We start from the raw sequence: 11929 nt of genomic DNA on the forward strand, positions 1-11929 counted from the left end.
TGCCGTCCGTGACACAAATTTCACTCCGACAGCCAGCGCAAAAGCGTGTCACGGGTGATGGTTTCCACCTCATCATTCACGCCCAAAAGACGGCGTGCCGGGTACCGGGCCTCCGGGCCGTTGCGTCTGACTCGATCACGCAGACCATAATGGTGAACACGGGCGATGCGCTGGACTTTCCCATCAAACTGCACGCTGGCAGAGTCCGCAGTGGCTGCGGTTTTCAGGTATTTAGTGGTGCGCAATTTGGCGAACATCTGGCGCTTGATGCGCCCCTTTTTACTTCTGGCCGTCACCCGGCGCGGCTCAAAGGTGGTGCCGTCTGGATTGCGCTGCAGCCTGATATTTTGCTGTTGCGACCGGCGCAGCTCCTGCGCCAGTTGTCGCATCATACGGTTGCGGGCTGCCGGTTCCAGATTCGCCAGCAGGGCCGCCAGCCAGTCATCCACCCTCTGCAGGTCATCCACGTTTCACCGTCCACATTTCTTCTAGTACGTCGGGTTCCGGCACCGCTTCAACGCTCGATACGGTGCCGTCTGTGCTGACAATCACGCGCTCAGTGAGCTGCAGATTGAGGCTGATATCACACAGGTCGTTGCTCAGGATATCGACGTCAAAGGTAAAAAGTTTTTCGCGCAGCTCCGGGTTGTTGATAGCGTCCGGTTGATTGGTCATTAACCAGAGCAATACGGGCGCCATCACTAAATTCTGGTTGCCGCTAAAGTCTTCAATCACCACGTTCAGGGTGTAGCGATATTCCCAAGACATTGAACGGGCACCGGTTGCGACCAGCGAACCGTTATCAACAAAAAGGTGCAGTTTGTCCGGGTTGTCACGGACATACGCCACCGATTTATTCAGGGCATTGCGTAAGGACTGCGGCTTGTTCACTGTCTCGCTCCTGACACGCTATGATCGTGTCCACTTTGTCGGCACATACTGCCCAGGCGGCCTCAGTCTCATCCAGCACCTGGTTCAAATCCCCATTACTGCGCGGCGCTGACCTGTCCAGGCGGCATTGCGTCACTTTTGGACAACCACTCACGGTAAGCTGCACCTCCGGCGAGGGCCGGGCGCTCCCGCAGCCGGATAATGTCAGCAGGCAAAGGAGTGTCAGCCCAGCGGCGTAAATCCTCGTTTTCACGTTTTAGCTCCTCGATCCGGCGCTGGCGGCTCCGCAACAGCGCGGAAGTCTCCTCCGCTGCAGCATAAAGTTGCATCTGCGCCCGGCTGTTGGTTTCAGTAAGAATGGACAGGCTGATGAGCTGGCTGTTTTTCTTCGCCAGCTCCTGCTTGTTATTTTTAAGCGCATCAGCCTGCGTCCCGATGGTGTGACCGGCATTATTAAGCCGCCATGACTGCCAGCCCAGCAGTGCCAGCACCAGAGCCAGGATCACCGCCAGCGCGCGCGTCATGCCCCTGCCCCTTTAAGACACCAGGCAAGCTCACGGGCGCGCCTGTTTTCCAGCCCTTTACTCCTTTGACCATTTACATAAATCCAGCGAGGGAGCTGGTTGCACGCCTGCCACCATTGCTGGCGATTGATGTAAGAAACCATTGTTGATCGGCAGATTGCCCCCGTTCCGACATTAAAGCCGATACTGATCAGGGCATCGTAAACATGCTGAGGTGGCTTAACCTGCAGGCAGGCTTCAATCCTTTTTTCCGTCAGCAACACGTTATTAATCAGCCCCTGCGCGGCCTGTCGCTCCGTTATGGTTTTGCCCGGCACTACCCCGGACGTATTGCCGATCCCGTCAGTCCAGACCCCGGCGCTGCACTGGTACGGCTGCAGGCGGCACCCTTCGAAATCAGCAATCAGTTTCAGCCCCTCGACGGAAGTATGAAGCGACTGAAAGCCCGGCAGCGTGGCGGCAATCGCCAGCACCGCGCCAACCAGGCAACGCTTAACGATTGAAGGACTCATATTCCCCCCTGGATATTCTGCCGTCCCGCAGCAGCTGGTAGGCTTTCCAGCGTAAATAACAGGTCACCGCTGCAGTAATAATCCCCAGCGCAAGACCGGTAATGGTCGATACATCTTTAAGAGACAAATCGCCGAGCCATGCCAGAAGCAGGGCAACGCAGTAAGTGATAAAGGCGCTGATTCGTTCAAGCGTCATAGTTCAGTCCCATAACTGGACAGTCTGCGCAGTGGTTGACGCCGTGATATCCGGCAGCTCCACCTGCAGCCCGTGCGGTAAAAAGGGGCCATATTCAGCCAGCCCCGGATTCGCCTGCAGCACCTGTTCAGTGACTCCCTGCGTGCGCCCGTAATGGCGCCAGCAGAGTGCGTCCACCGTGTCATACTGATGCGCACGCACTTTCATCAAATCAGCTCCACCGTCATATGCGGCATATCGCGCAGGCGGGACTCCGCCCAGCGCACATCGCGCCACAGCTCGCCTAAGGTTGTTTCGATATCTTCAGCTTTCTTGCTTCCGTCGCCGGTTGCGTCAAAATCGCGATAGCGCTCAACCAGGTTTGCTTTTGCCCAGCAAAACACCGCACGGCGATACAGCATGAGCCGCTGGCTTTCGCCGTCGATCACATCTGCAGGGACGTCGGCCAGGCTCGCATACCCCTGCGCCCATTGTTTCTCGCGGAACTCATAAAGATCGGCGTTAACTTCAGCAATCGCTGTCAGCAACGCCAGACGCAGGCGCGGATCGGTGACACTCCCATCCATGCGCATATCACGGCGGAACTCTGAAACCCTGACATCAGGCCAGAAACTGGTGTTTTTAATAACGTCCTGAGTACTTTCCCCGGCCTGTTCCGGCGAAACGAATTGCATATTTCTGGCACTCCCAAATAGTTGGGCGGTGGACGGGGTTTTGACGCGGCATAAAGCCTGTCGCCACCCCGTGCCGCCCCGCGCGTTGGCACGATTCGTTAAGCCGACATTGCCTGTCGCAATCGGCTTTCAAGCTTGTTGATTTCGGTTTTGACGCCAGAACTGTTATCCAGCTGCAGGGCACGCTTCAGATGGTTAAGTGCCGCCACTGCCTGATCGTTATCCCGCAGCGCGTAGCCCATCGCCTTATGAAGTCGGGCGCGGGACTGATCCGGCATATCCTGACCTTCAACGATATCGAGCACCTGGGTAAGAATGGCGGCACTGAATGATTCACCGGCAGAAAAAGCGCGCATTGCCGCATCGGCAAACTCTTCCGCAACAGCGGTCCCGCAGGTCCGGTTGAATCGCTGCGGCAGGACCCAGCCGTGTTTAATGGCATGGCGGGCAATGTCCAGCGCGCCGGTATAGTCTCCGGCATCAATCCGCCAGATCATGACGTACATCGCCACGTCGTCCTGACCTGACGCGTCAGCATCCAGTAAACCGGCAATCCATGAGGCATAAGCGGGAAGAAACTCACGTTTGAGCTGAGCCTTGCGCTCATTTGACTGGACGGTTTTAAGGCGCCTGCGGTGTTCTGTCAGCTGTAACAGCATCTGGTTGTAGCCCGTCAGGCTGGCATTACTGCCGCCCTGCCGGGCGGCATCCTGTGCCTGTACATACTGAGTGTGAGCACGGAACGGATTCATTTATCACGCCCCGTCGCCAGTGCCGCCCGCATTCTGAGCATCAAGCGCGCCCTGCACTGCTGCAGCAACGATGGTCTGAATATTTTCAGCAGTAAGCGCCGCGCCCGGATTGCCGTCTGCCTGCTCTGGTAACAACTCGATGTTCTCAACCAAGCAAGCGCCGTCGTAATCTTCAACAACATACGCCTCGTTAACGGATTCGTAGTTCTCCACGCGGTCACGCTTCGGATTGTCGATAACTGAACGACGACGAGTACCGGCCTGCCAGTAAATAGACAGGTTATCCAGACGGGTGATCAGCATGGCATTCGCCGGGAAGAAAGGCGCGCGAACGGCCGGGAGGTTGCCGATACGCTTCTGGCTGATGATGAGATCTGCCGCCAGCGCTTCGCTGTTTGGCTGGTCACGGTTGACGATCGGGAAATATTTATCCGCAAGTAACTGGCGCCCGACGATAACAACCAGCTCCGTGTCTTCCTGATACCACGGCGCAATTTTCTCATTGACGGCGCCCATAACCAGCGCGTCCAGATTCTGGAAATCGCCGCCTTTGCCGACACGGATAGTCTGAGAAATCACCTCGCCTTCGGACACGATTTTGTCCATAACCTGAACGGGCTTCTCCTGGCGGATTTTTTCCAGCCAGCCGATATTCACATCCTGCAGCAGCGGATAGGTCTTGCGGTCTGACGTTTTCTCACGCTTCACACCGTTGAAGCCGATCATGATGCGGTCAAGTGCCTGGCGGGTAATGATGGCGTCACGGATGCGCGTCTGAAAGTCCTGGAATTTAGCCCATAAATCCAGCTTCGCATAAGGCAACGCCGTATCAGAGTTAGTCTGGGTGCACTTGTAACCTTCACCGTCGATGTAAGTCGGATCAACGGGTTCACGGTCTTTCTGGGTGGTATCAGTATTTCCGGCAATACTGGAACCAATACCCAGCCCCAGACGCTCGCCGGACTGCTCATCAACCGGGACAATGTTGATTTTCTGCAGGAACGAGGAAGACTCCTGTATTTTGGTTTCCAGCGTCTGCGCCACTGACGGCTCAGCCGTATATTTCGAGGCGATATCGCTCACAGATACGCCGTTGAGTTTGGCGAGCTGCGTCAGATAGCCGTTAAATTTAAAGCGAGTCTCTTTTTTCATTGTGCTTTTGCTCCGTCAGCAATCGGTGGTTTGTTCTGCGCCGTTATTACCGGTCGCATTAGGGCGGCGCTCGCTGCGGCTGTCCTGAGTGGAAAGCTGCTCACGCAGGGTGGAGAGTGCGTTGGTTGTCTCATCAACAACCTTTTGCAAATCGCTCAGCTTGTTGCTGAAATCGGTTTGATGGGTGCTGACCTGCTCCGCCAGGGTCTGATGCTCACGCGCGATGGTTTCAACAGCCTGATTCACATCAGCAAAGCGGGCGTTATCATCGGCGCCTTTGCGGGACAGCAGCTCTTTTACGCGGGTAAACAGGCTGGTTTTTTCCGGCACGTCCTCAAACTCGATCAGTGTTTCAACAGCAGCGGTAAACAGGTTGTCTTTGTCCAGCTTGCGGCGCGCCAGGGGGTTATGTTCTGCGCTGGCGCTGAACTGCAGCATTTCAGTGCCGAGGCTTGCCGGATCGTCAGTAATCGCCAGGCCAACCAGATAAGCGGAGCCGGTATCGGCAAAACTGGTGTTAACTTCCATTGAGGTGAAAAGCTTCTGCCAGTTGCTTGTCATCGTGACCAGATCGTCAGTCGGGGCAATCCAGCCATACAGCGCCATTTTCCCGGACAATGCCCCTTCGGTGATTTCTTCCGCTTCCAGCTTTTCCACCATGCCAAAACGACGGAAAGGCCCATCAGGGGTGAAGCCCTTGATGTGTTCCATATTGATCAGCGCGGTGTATACCTGCGGGTTATAGCTCGCTGCCATCTGGGTGAGCCATTCACGCTCAATAACGCGCCCGTCAGTGGTGGCCCCTTCGACCCCAATGCGAAAACGCTTAGATTTTTTTGCCATCGGTCCGGCTCCGGTTAGTTAGTTCGTAACACGTTCAGAGCCTTATGTTTGCGGTGATGGGCGCGTGTAAACAACGCGTTGGGCTTGTGCGAACTCCCACACAATGCGAAGCCGGGGAAAGTGCTGATTTGAGGCCGTATGTTTGTGCCATGACAACACTGACCCCCGCAGACCTCGATCCCCGTCGTCAGGCAATGCTGATGTACTTTCAGGGATACCGCGTAGCCCGCATTGCTGAAATGCTGGGCGAAAAAGTTGCAACCGTTCACAGCTGGAAAAAACGCGATAAGTGGGGCGAATATGGCCCACTGGATCAGATGCAGCTCACCACCGCCGCACGTTACTGCCAGCTCGTCATGAAGGAGCAGAAGGAAGGAAAGGACTTTAAAGAAATTGACTTGCTGGCGCGTCAGTCCGAACGACAGGCCAGAATCGGCAAATTTAACAATGGCGGGAATGAAGCAGACCTGAATCCGAACGTGGCGAACCGCAATAAAGGTCCGCGCAAGCCGCCGGAAAAAAACCTGTTTACCGACGAGCAGATCGAAAAGCTGGAAGAGATTTTCCGCGCCGGTATGTTCGAGTACCAGCGCCACTGGTGGGACGCTGGCATCAAGCACCGTATTCGCAACCTCTTAAAGTCACGCCAGATCGGTGCAACCTACTATTTCGCCCGTGAAGCGTTGATAGACGCGCTCACCACGGGGCGAAATCAAATCTTTCTGTCAGCGAGTAAAGCGCAGGCGCACGTTTTTAAACAGTACATCATCGACTTCGCAAAAGAGGTGGACGTTGAACTGAAAGGCGATCCGATGGTGCTGCCTAACGGCGCGTGTCTTTACTTCCTCGGTACAAATGCCCGTACCGCGCAGAGCTATCACGGCAATCTGTATCTTGATGAGTATTTCTGGATACCGAAATTCCAGGAGCTGCGCAAGGTGGCCTCCGGTATGGCGCTGCACAAAAAATGGCGCCAGACCTACTTCTCTACCCCTTCCAGCCTGACGCACAGCGCCTACCCGTTCTGGTCTGGCGCCCTGTTCAATAAAGGGCGCCCGAAAGCCGACAGGGTAGAATTTGACCTTTCTCACAGTAGCCTGGCGCACGGCGTTTTATGCCCTGACGGCCAGTACCGCCAGATAGTCACCATTGAAGATGCCGTAAACGGCGGGTGTAACCTTTTCGACCTGGACCAGCTGCGCCTGGAGTACAGCCCGGACGAATACAACAACCTGCTGATGTGTCAGTTTGTTGACGACCTGGCGTCCGTGTTCCCGCTGGCGTTGCTGCAGTCCTGCATGGTTGACAGCTGGGACGTATGGGACGATTTCGAACCGCTTTTACTGCGTCCGTTTGCATACCACCCTGTCTGGATCGGCTATGACCCGGCAAAAGGAACGCAGAACGGTGACAGCGCCGGTTGCGTGGTCATTGCGCCTCCCGTCGTCCCCGGCGGTAAATTCCGCATCCTTGAGCGTCACCAGTGGCGCGGGATGGACTTTCGCGCCCAGGCCTCAGCGATTGAGGAAATCACCAGACGCTACAACGTGACCTACATCGGCATTGACTCGACCGGCGTTGGCGATGGCGTTTACAAAACGGTTAAGCAGTTCTTCCCTGCCGCGCGTGAGTTTGTCTACAACCCGACCGTTAAAAATGCCCTGGTGCTTAAAGCCTACGACATCATCAGCGGGCGCCGTCTGGAGTTTGACGCGGGGATGCTGGATATCGCGCAGTCCTTTATGTCCATTCGCCGTTCAACCACCGCCAGCGGCAACCGGCCAACCTACGAAGCAGCCCGCACAGAGGAAGCCAGCCACGCGGATTTAGCCTGGGCAACCATGCACGCACTTTATAACGAACCACTGGCAGGAGCTTCCGCCAGTACCAGCAACATCGTGGAGATTTTTTAATGGCTAACCGCAAAAACCGCAGCAAGGCACCGCGCGGCAAGACCGCCGCCGATACGGCCAACATGGTCAGTAATGCACATGCGGAGGCGTTTACGTTTGGCGATCCGATCCCCGTGATGGACCGCCGGGAGTTATTTGATTACCTGGAGTGCGTGCAGGTGGACCGCTGGTACGAACCACCGATCAGCATGGATGGCCTGGCGCGAACTTACCGCGCCGCCGTACATCACTCCAGCGCCATTCAGGTAAAACGCAATATTCTTACCAGTACCTACATCCCTCACCGCTGGCTGTCTAAACAAGCCTTTTCCCGGTTCGCCCAGGACTTTCTGGTATTTGGTAACGCGTATCTTGAAAAACGCTTGAACCGGTTAGGCCAGATCATGGAGCTGCACGCTTCGCTTGCGAAATACACCCGCCGCGGCATTGACCAGGACACCTACTGGTTTGCACAGTATGGTCACAACTCACAGCCATATCAGTTCGATGAGGGAAGCGTGTTCCATCTGATGGAACCTGATGTTAACCAGGAGCTATACGGAATGCCGGAATACCTCTCTGCCATTCCTTCCGCACTGCTGAATGAATCGGCCACACTGTTTCGCCGTAAGTATTACCTCAACGGTAGCCATGCTGGTTTTATCATGTACATGAGCGACCCCGCCGCCGATCAGAAAGACGTGGACAACATACGCGAAGCACTTAAAAAATCGAAAGGACCAGGCAACTTCCGCAACCTGTTTATGTACAGCCCGAACGGTAAGAAAGACGGTATCCAGATCATCCCGCTGTCAGAAGTCGCAGCGAAAGATGAGTTTCTTAACATCAAAAACGTGAGCCGTGATGACATGCTGGCAGCTCACCGCGTACCGCCGCAGCTGATGGGGATTCTTCCAACGAATACCGGCGGGTTCGGCGATGTTGAAAAAGCAGCACGTGTTTTTGTACGAAATGAACTCATCCCCCTCCAAAAGCGCCTCGAAGAGATCAACGAATGGTTGGGTAATGATGTGATCAGATTCAGTCCGTACGCTCTGGAGGCTGATTAGCAGGCTTAAAAAAGCTCGGCTTGCCCGGGCTTGATGCAAAACGCACTTTGGAATTAAGCAGCTTTCTGCTTCTCTTCGAGTCTGCCTTGCAGCACATTACCTTCAACCTTGCATTCCTGCATCATATGTGGGGCCGCCTGAAGTAGTTCTTCCATTATGTTTTTGTACGTAACGAGCTGATGCCTCTACAAAAACAACTCGCGGGGCACAATGATTGGTTAGGGAGAAAAAATTATGCGTTTTGAATGATACGAACTAACTCTTTGATTTTTATGAAAAAATAGAGGCGGCGGTATGAATACCGCCAACTATTAAATTTCCCGTTCCAGAATATGAGAAACTATTGTCTCAGTTAAATATTTAACCATACCCTCGTTAGCACAGACAGAACCGTTCTTTGATATCTCAAATTCACAACGATGCCCTAAAACATATCCTGCAGCCCTAACCTTATCAAGAGTATATGCTTTATCCCCAATAATATCCTTCACATCATCAAATGCATTTTTCTTAGATGTAACCTCTACAGTTGCCTTAGAGTTATCATTAACTATCAAATTGCTAACCTTAACCTTCTTGATGCTAATAAGGTCTAAATCATATCTTTCACGCAGCGAACCCAAATACTCAGACAGTTTAATATCAACGATACCAAACCCTATTTTATAACCAGAATCCGCACTAAGCCGCTCTGTCAAGGACTTTATTGATTTTGGAGGATTGTAAACTGATAATAAATATAGCCTACCTATGAGCTTTGATATAGAGAACTGAATTGACTCATAAGTAATGAACTCTTGTTCATTTTCGTTACCCAACGGATCTACTGAGGTCTGTTTATTCAATTTAGCTTCAGTATACGTAGCTGATAGTGCTTCAGACGAAAGTTCAAAATCAGAATAACCATAGCCAAGCTCTTCAGAGTACTTGTTACTCTTTATATAAAAAGCAATCTCACTTAACGTAAGATTAGATTTCAATCTATTCCATTTAACTCTGATCAGATTTTCCATCTTTCTTCCCCTGAGCCTGTTTATTTAATTCAATTATAATGGAACGGGCTGCCTTTTCAATCATACGACTAAAAAATAACTTCTGACCATCTTTCAATTGAACCGTTGACTTATTATACTCACCGCCCCCTTTGTATTTTTTAATACCTTTTGCTATATATGAAAATCCTTTGAAGTTTTGAGCATCATTAAACTGCGCTTCAAACTCAAAAATATTTGGATCAGCACCTTTCTCCTTAACCCGCCATTTGATTTTACATATATAAAAACCACGTTCATAAAGTGAGTTGATTTCTTCAGATTTGAGTACTCCTTCCCCTTTCAACGATGCCTTACTAACATGTACTCCTAAATCAATTTCGCCGCTTTCCTCTTCAATCTCTTCTGGTTTTGGGTGATAAACGTAAGCATCTGTTACATCATCAAGCTCATAGCCCTCAAGCCCGTTTATTAATTTCGTAAAGAAATCAGTTCTGGACTGAGGAGAATCAATATTCTCTAGACTTATTTCTTGGATATCTAGAGTAGCGTCCGAAATTGGTTTCCCTTCCTCGATTGCTCTTTCCTTTGATAATCTTTCAACGATAGCAAGTAACTGACTCTCATAAACCTCAGTTTGCTCATTATCTGGGCGACGAATCACATATCCAGCATCTGTTGGTTCGACTTCAATGACAGCTTGTTTTTTAACGACTTGTTTGAAATCACTTTTTGAAAAATTGGTTGACATATAAGTTATATGTATATTTATTATACCACTTTTATCAGCAACTACATGGCACAGGTCTTTTTGGTCTGATAGTTCTTTTTTCAGCGAATCCGCCGCTTTTAGTAAAATTGTTTTTTCAGGCATATTAGAAACTAGTCTCGAAGTAGAACGTTCCCTCCGAGGCTCACTTCCTAATATCTCTGCTATTTTTTGATGATCATAGTAATCATGAGTAAACTTTGAGAAGTTTTTAGCTAATAATTTTCTATCAGTGTTTTTTGAAATGATTATACCTCTTGAAAGAAAAAGCTCTCTCATCTCATTTTGAGTTACTTGTGACTGGTTAAGAGCATCACATAAAACCTTATCCGTCACACTATAAATATTGCTCATATTAATAATCCCATGATGTTGATTCAGTACTATAAAACTCTTTAACTGTAGGAACTAAATATATATCCATAGAAAGCAACTTTTCCTTTGCACTATCATCATAATTCCAATCAAATGCATATTTCTGAAGTGCTCGCTTGAAATGCGATCTTATTGAATCGTTCCGATCCTTTGTCGCGATACGTATTCTTATGTTGTTCTTTCCATTCAGAATCTGGTAGTTAGTTAAAAGATCAAAGAGGTAATAAAATTCCATATCCGTGGAGCCCGGACGATTATAATACACAACATACCCAGCGGGATAAACTTCAACTTCTTTCTGTAGCTCGCGGTCATACGAGTAAACTGCATCATGTTTAATAATTAAAAATGGAGCAGTCAAAGATTCTATCGTTGCAGGTAAATAATCATCGGTAACAATTACCTTATGATACGTAAGTTGAGGGTAATAAAAACCATACTCCTCTCTCGGAAATTGATTATCTCTGATTAATTCATTCATGTCTGCGATTATAGATAACATATAGCTAATCGACTTAGGCTCAATTATATGGATTTGTTGCCCATCAGAAACCTTTATATTATCTAATTTAACTGCTTTCGGCTTTCTTTTTCTTCCCGCAGGTTTAGGAGGATCGAAGAAATCATAAAAGTCATGATCAAAATCATTGTCATGGTTATAAACAAACAATAGCCCTCTAACCTCACTATCCCCAACGCATATATTATATTTATCTCGCCACTCTGGACTATATTGAGCACAGGAAATTGTATATCCAAGCGATGTGAGCGCTTTTTCTATCATGTCAGGATTGATAGAACCCTTAGAGTAACTTTTTAAGTCAGTATTCAATAAAATAGTTTTATTTAAATAAGGGTCTTTATAGCTAAAAACCACATCGACAGGGTGTGTATGAGCCTGCTTTTTATCGAGTGGTTTATGGTTTTCTTCGTCAATACATCCAAAGTCCTGATCACACGGCCCTGATATGCTCCATTTAAAGCGCTCGAAAATCTTCGACGATACTATCTTTGCTAACTCTTCTATCGGTCCGTTCTCAGCCACAACACATCTCCTTAACTTAACCTTTCTCGGCAAAATCCTATGGACAAGATAAGTAAATCATTATTGCTTTGCAAGAATGTAGGTGCATTATGCCATTATGCTTAGTGGTGAAATATGACATCAAGCGCGCGCTCGTAGCCCCGCCACGCCTGCCCGCTTTATGGAGCGGTTTTCATGCAGGTGCATGACATAAGCAAAAGCCCGCCAGAACTGGCGGGCCTGCATCAAAACGATCCTCAAAC

At 50.2% G+C, this 11929-nt stretch carries 16 protein-coding genes; 2 read left to right on the forward strand and 14 right to left on the reverse strand.

Annotation, left to right across the window (positions count from 1 at the left end):
* Positions 1 to 20: 20 nt before the first annotated feature.
* The 11 genes from ACB496_RS16720 to ACB496_RS16770 all read right to left on the reverse strand — a co-directional run bounded on the left by ACB496_RS16720 (position 21) and on the right by ACB496_RS16770 (position 5544).
* Positions 21 to 467: a phage virion morphogenesis protein gene (locus ACB496_RS16720; RefSeq protein WP_014884897.1), complete on the reverse strand. Its 447-nt coding sequence runs from the start codon at positions 465 to 467 to the stop codon at positions 21 to 23.
* On the reverse strand, positions 460 to 891 hold the full coding sequence (locus ACB496_RS16725; protein ID WP_371973096.1) for a phage tail protein: 432 nt from the start codon (positions 889 to 891) through the stop codon (positions 460 to 462). The genes ACB496_RS16720 and ACB496_RS16725 overlap by 8 nt, the downstream gene beginning before the upstream one ends.
* The gene (gene lysC / locus ACB496_RS16730) at positions 854 to 1102 is read right to left on the reverse strand and encodes an Rz1-like lysis system protein LysC (RefSeq protein WP_371975250.1); all 249 of its coding nucleotides are present in this window, start codon (positions 1100 to 1102) and stop codon (positions 854 to 856) included. Before lysC ends, ACB496_RS16725 begins: the two co-directional genes overlap by 38 nt.
* Positions 987 to 1415 (reverse strand): Rz-like lysis system protein LysB, encoded by a 429-nt coding sequence (gene lysB, locus ACB496_RS16735; RefSeq protein ID WP_371973097.1) that lies wholly within the window; start codon positions 1413 to 1415, stop codon positions 987 to 989. The genes lysC and lysB overlap by 116 nt, the downstream gene beginning before the upstream one ends.
* Complete coding sequence (locus ACB496_RS16740; protein ID WP_004206870.1) at positions 1412 to 1927, reverse strand: lysozyme; 516 nt, start codon at positions 1925 to 1927, stop codon at positions 1412 to 1414. Before ACB496_RS16740 ends, lysB begins: the two co-directional genes overlap by 4 nt.
* Positions 1908 to 2123, reverse strand: a complete 216-nt coding sequence (locus ACB496_RS16745) for a hypothetical protein (RefSeq protein WP_014884902.1) — start codon at positions 2121 to 2123, stop codon at positions 1908 to 1910. The genes ACB496_RS16740 and ACB496_RS16745 overlap by 20 nt, the downstream gene beginning before the upstream one ends.
* Positions 2124 to 2126: 3 nt before the next feature.
* Complete coding sequence (locus tag ACB496_RS16750; protein WP_000868184.1) at positions 2127 to 2330, reverse strand: tail protein X; 204 nt, start codon at positions 2328 to 2330, stop codon at positions 2127 to 2129.
* Positions 2330 to 2797, reverse strand: a complete 468-nt coding sequence (locus ACB496_RS16755) for a head completion/stabilization protein (protein ID WP_347481872.1) — start codon at positions 2795 to 2797, stop codon at positions 2330 to 2332. Before ACB496_RS16755 ends, ACB496_RS16750 begins: the two co-directional genes overlap by 1 nt.
* 98 nt (positions 2798 to 2895) lie before the next feature.
* The gene (gene gpM, locus ACB496_RS16760; RefSeq protein WP_006777754.1) at positions 2896 to 3549 is read right to left on the reverse strand and encodes a phage terminase small subunit; all 654 of its coding nucleotides are present in this window, start codon (positions 3547 to 3549) and stop codon (positions 2896 to 2898) included.
* A gap of 3 nt (positions 3550 to 3552) precedes the next feature.
* Positions 3553 to 4701, reverse strand: coding sequence for a phage major capsid protein, P2 family (locus ACB496_RS16765; protein ID WP_371973098.1), 1149 nt, complete (start codon positions 4699 to 4701; stop codon positions 3553 to 3555).
* 15 nt (positions 4702 to 4716) lie between these two features.
* Positions 4717 to 5544: a GPO family capsid scaffolding protein gene (locus ACB496_RS16770; protein WP_371973099.1), complete on the reverse strand. Its 828-nt coding sequence runs from the start codon at positions 5542 to 5544 to the stop codon at positions 4717 to 4719.
* Positions 5545 to 5693: 149 nt separating this feature from the next.
* Between ACB496_RS16770 and ACB496_RS16775 the strand changes: the two genes are divergently transcribed.
* Positions 5694 to 7457 (forward strand): terminase ATPase subunit family protein, encoded by a 1764-nt coding sequence (locus ACB496_RS16775; protein WP_017382378.1) that lies wholly within the window; start codon positions 5694 to 5696, stop codon positions 7455 to 7457.
* Entirely contained in the window at positions 7457 to 8506 is a 1050-nt protein-coding gene (locus ACB496_RS16780) for a phage portal protein (protein WP_371973100.1), read from the forward strand. The genes ACB496_RS16775 and ACB496_RS16780 overlap by 1 nt, the downstream gene beginning before the upstream one ends.
* 311 nt (positions 8507 to 8817) lie before the next feature.
* Here ACB496_RS16780 and ACB496_RS16785 read toward each other — a convergent pair whose 3' ends face one another.
* Genes ACB496_RS16785 through ACB496_RS16795 form a run of 3 tightly spaced genes read right to left on the reverse strand, consistent with a single transcriptional unit; the run spans position 8818 to position 11687 of the window.
* Positions 8818 to 9519 carry a hypothetical protein gene (locus tag ACB496_RS16785; RefSeq protein WP_044704123.1) on the reverse strand — a complete coding sequence of 234 codons (702 nt, stop codon included), beginning with the start codon at positions 9517 to 9519 and terminating at the stop codon, positions 8818 to 8820.
* Positions 9497 to 10621: a hypothetical protein gene (locus ACB496_RS16790; RefSeq protein WP_044704121.1), complete on the reverse strand. Its 1125-nt coding sequence runs from the start codon at positions 10619 to 10621 to the stop codon at positions 9497 to 9499. The genes ACB496_RS16785 and ACB496_RS16790 overlap by 23 nt, the downstream gene beginning before the upstream one ends.
* A 1-nt stretch (position 10622) precedes the next feature.
* Complete coding sequence (locus tag ACB496_RS16795) at positions 10623 to 11687, reverse strand: hypothetical protein (protein ID WP_044704120.1); 1065 nt, start codon at positions 11685 to 11687, stop codon at positions 10623 to 10625.
* Between the last annotated feature and the right edge of the window lie 242 nt (positions 11688 to 11929).

The sequence above is a fragment of the Lelliottia nimipressuralis genome, from assembly GCF_041464075.1.
Lineage (GTDB): Bacteria > Pseudomonadota > Gammaproteobacteria > Enterobacterales > Enterobacteriaceae > Enterobacter > Enterobacter nimipressuralis.

Excerpts from the sequence above, each read along its gene's own strand:
- ACB496_RS16775 (WP_017382378.1), top strand. The coding sequence starts at position 5,694 with ATGACAACACTGACCCCCGCAGACCTCGATCCCCGTCGTCAGGCAATG.
- ACB496_RS16765 (WP_371973098.1), bottom strand. The coding sequence starts at position 4,701 with ATGAAAAAAGAGACTCGCTTTAAATTTAACGGCTATCTGACGCAGCTC.
- ACB496_RS16770 (WP_371973099.1), bottom strand. The coding sequence starts at position 5,544 with ATGGCAAAAAAATCTAAGCGTTTTCGCATTGGGGTCGAAGGGGCCACC.
- lysB (WP_371973097.1), bottom strand. The coding sequence starts at position 1,415 with ATGACGCGCGCGCTGGCGGTGATCCTGGCTCTGGTGCTGGCACTGCTG.
- gpM (WP_006777754.1), bottom strand. The coding sequence starts at position 3,549 with ATGAATCCGTTCCGTGCTCACACTCAGTATGTACAGGCACAGGATGCC.
- ACB496_RS16755 (WP_347481872.1), bottom strand. The coding sequence starts at position 2,797 with ATGCAATTCGTTTCGCCGGAACAGGCCGGGGAAAGTACTCAGGACGTT.
- ACB496_RS16740 (WP_004206870.1), bottom strand. The coding sequence starts at position 1,927 with ATGAGTCCTTCAATCGTTAAGCGTTGCCTGGTTGGCGCGGTGCTGGCG.
- ACB496_RS16750 (WP_000868184.1), bottom strand. The coding sequence starts at position 2,330 with ATGAAAGTGCGTGCGCATCAGTATGACACGGTGGACGCACTCTGCTGG.
- ACB496_RS16785 (WP_044704123.1), bottom strand. The coding sequence starts at position 9,519 with ATGGAAAATCTGATCAGAGTTAAATGGAATAGATTGAAATCTAATCTT.
- ACB496_RS16780 (WP_371973100.1), top strand. The coding sequence starts at position 7,457 with ATGGCTAACCGCAAAAACCGCAGCAAGGCACCGCGCGGCAAGACCGCC.
- ACB496_RS16745 (WP_014884902.1), bottom strand. The coding sequence starts at position 2,123 with ATGACGCTTGAACGAATCAGCGCCTTTATCACTTACTGCGTTGCCCTG.
- ACB496_RS16790 (WP_044704121.1), bottom strand. The coding sequence starts at position 10,621 with ATGAGCAATATTTATAGTGTGACGGATAAGGTTTTATGTGATGCTCTT.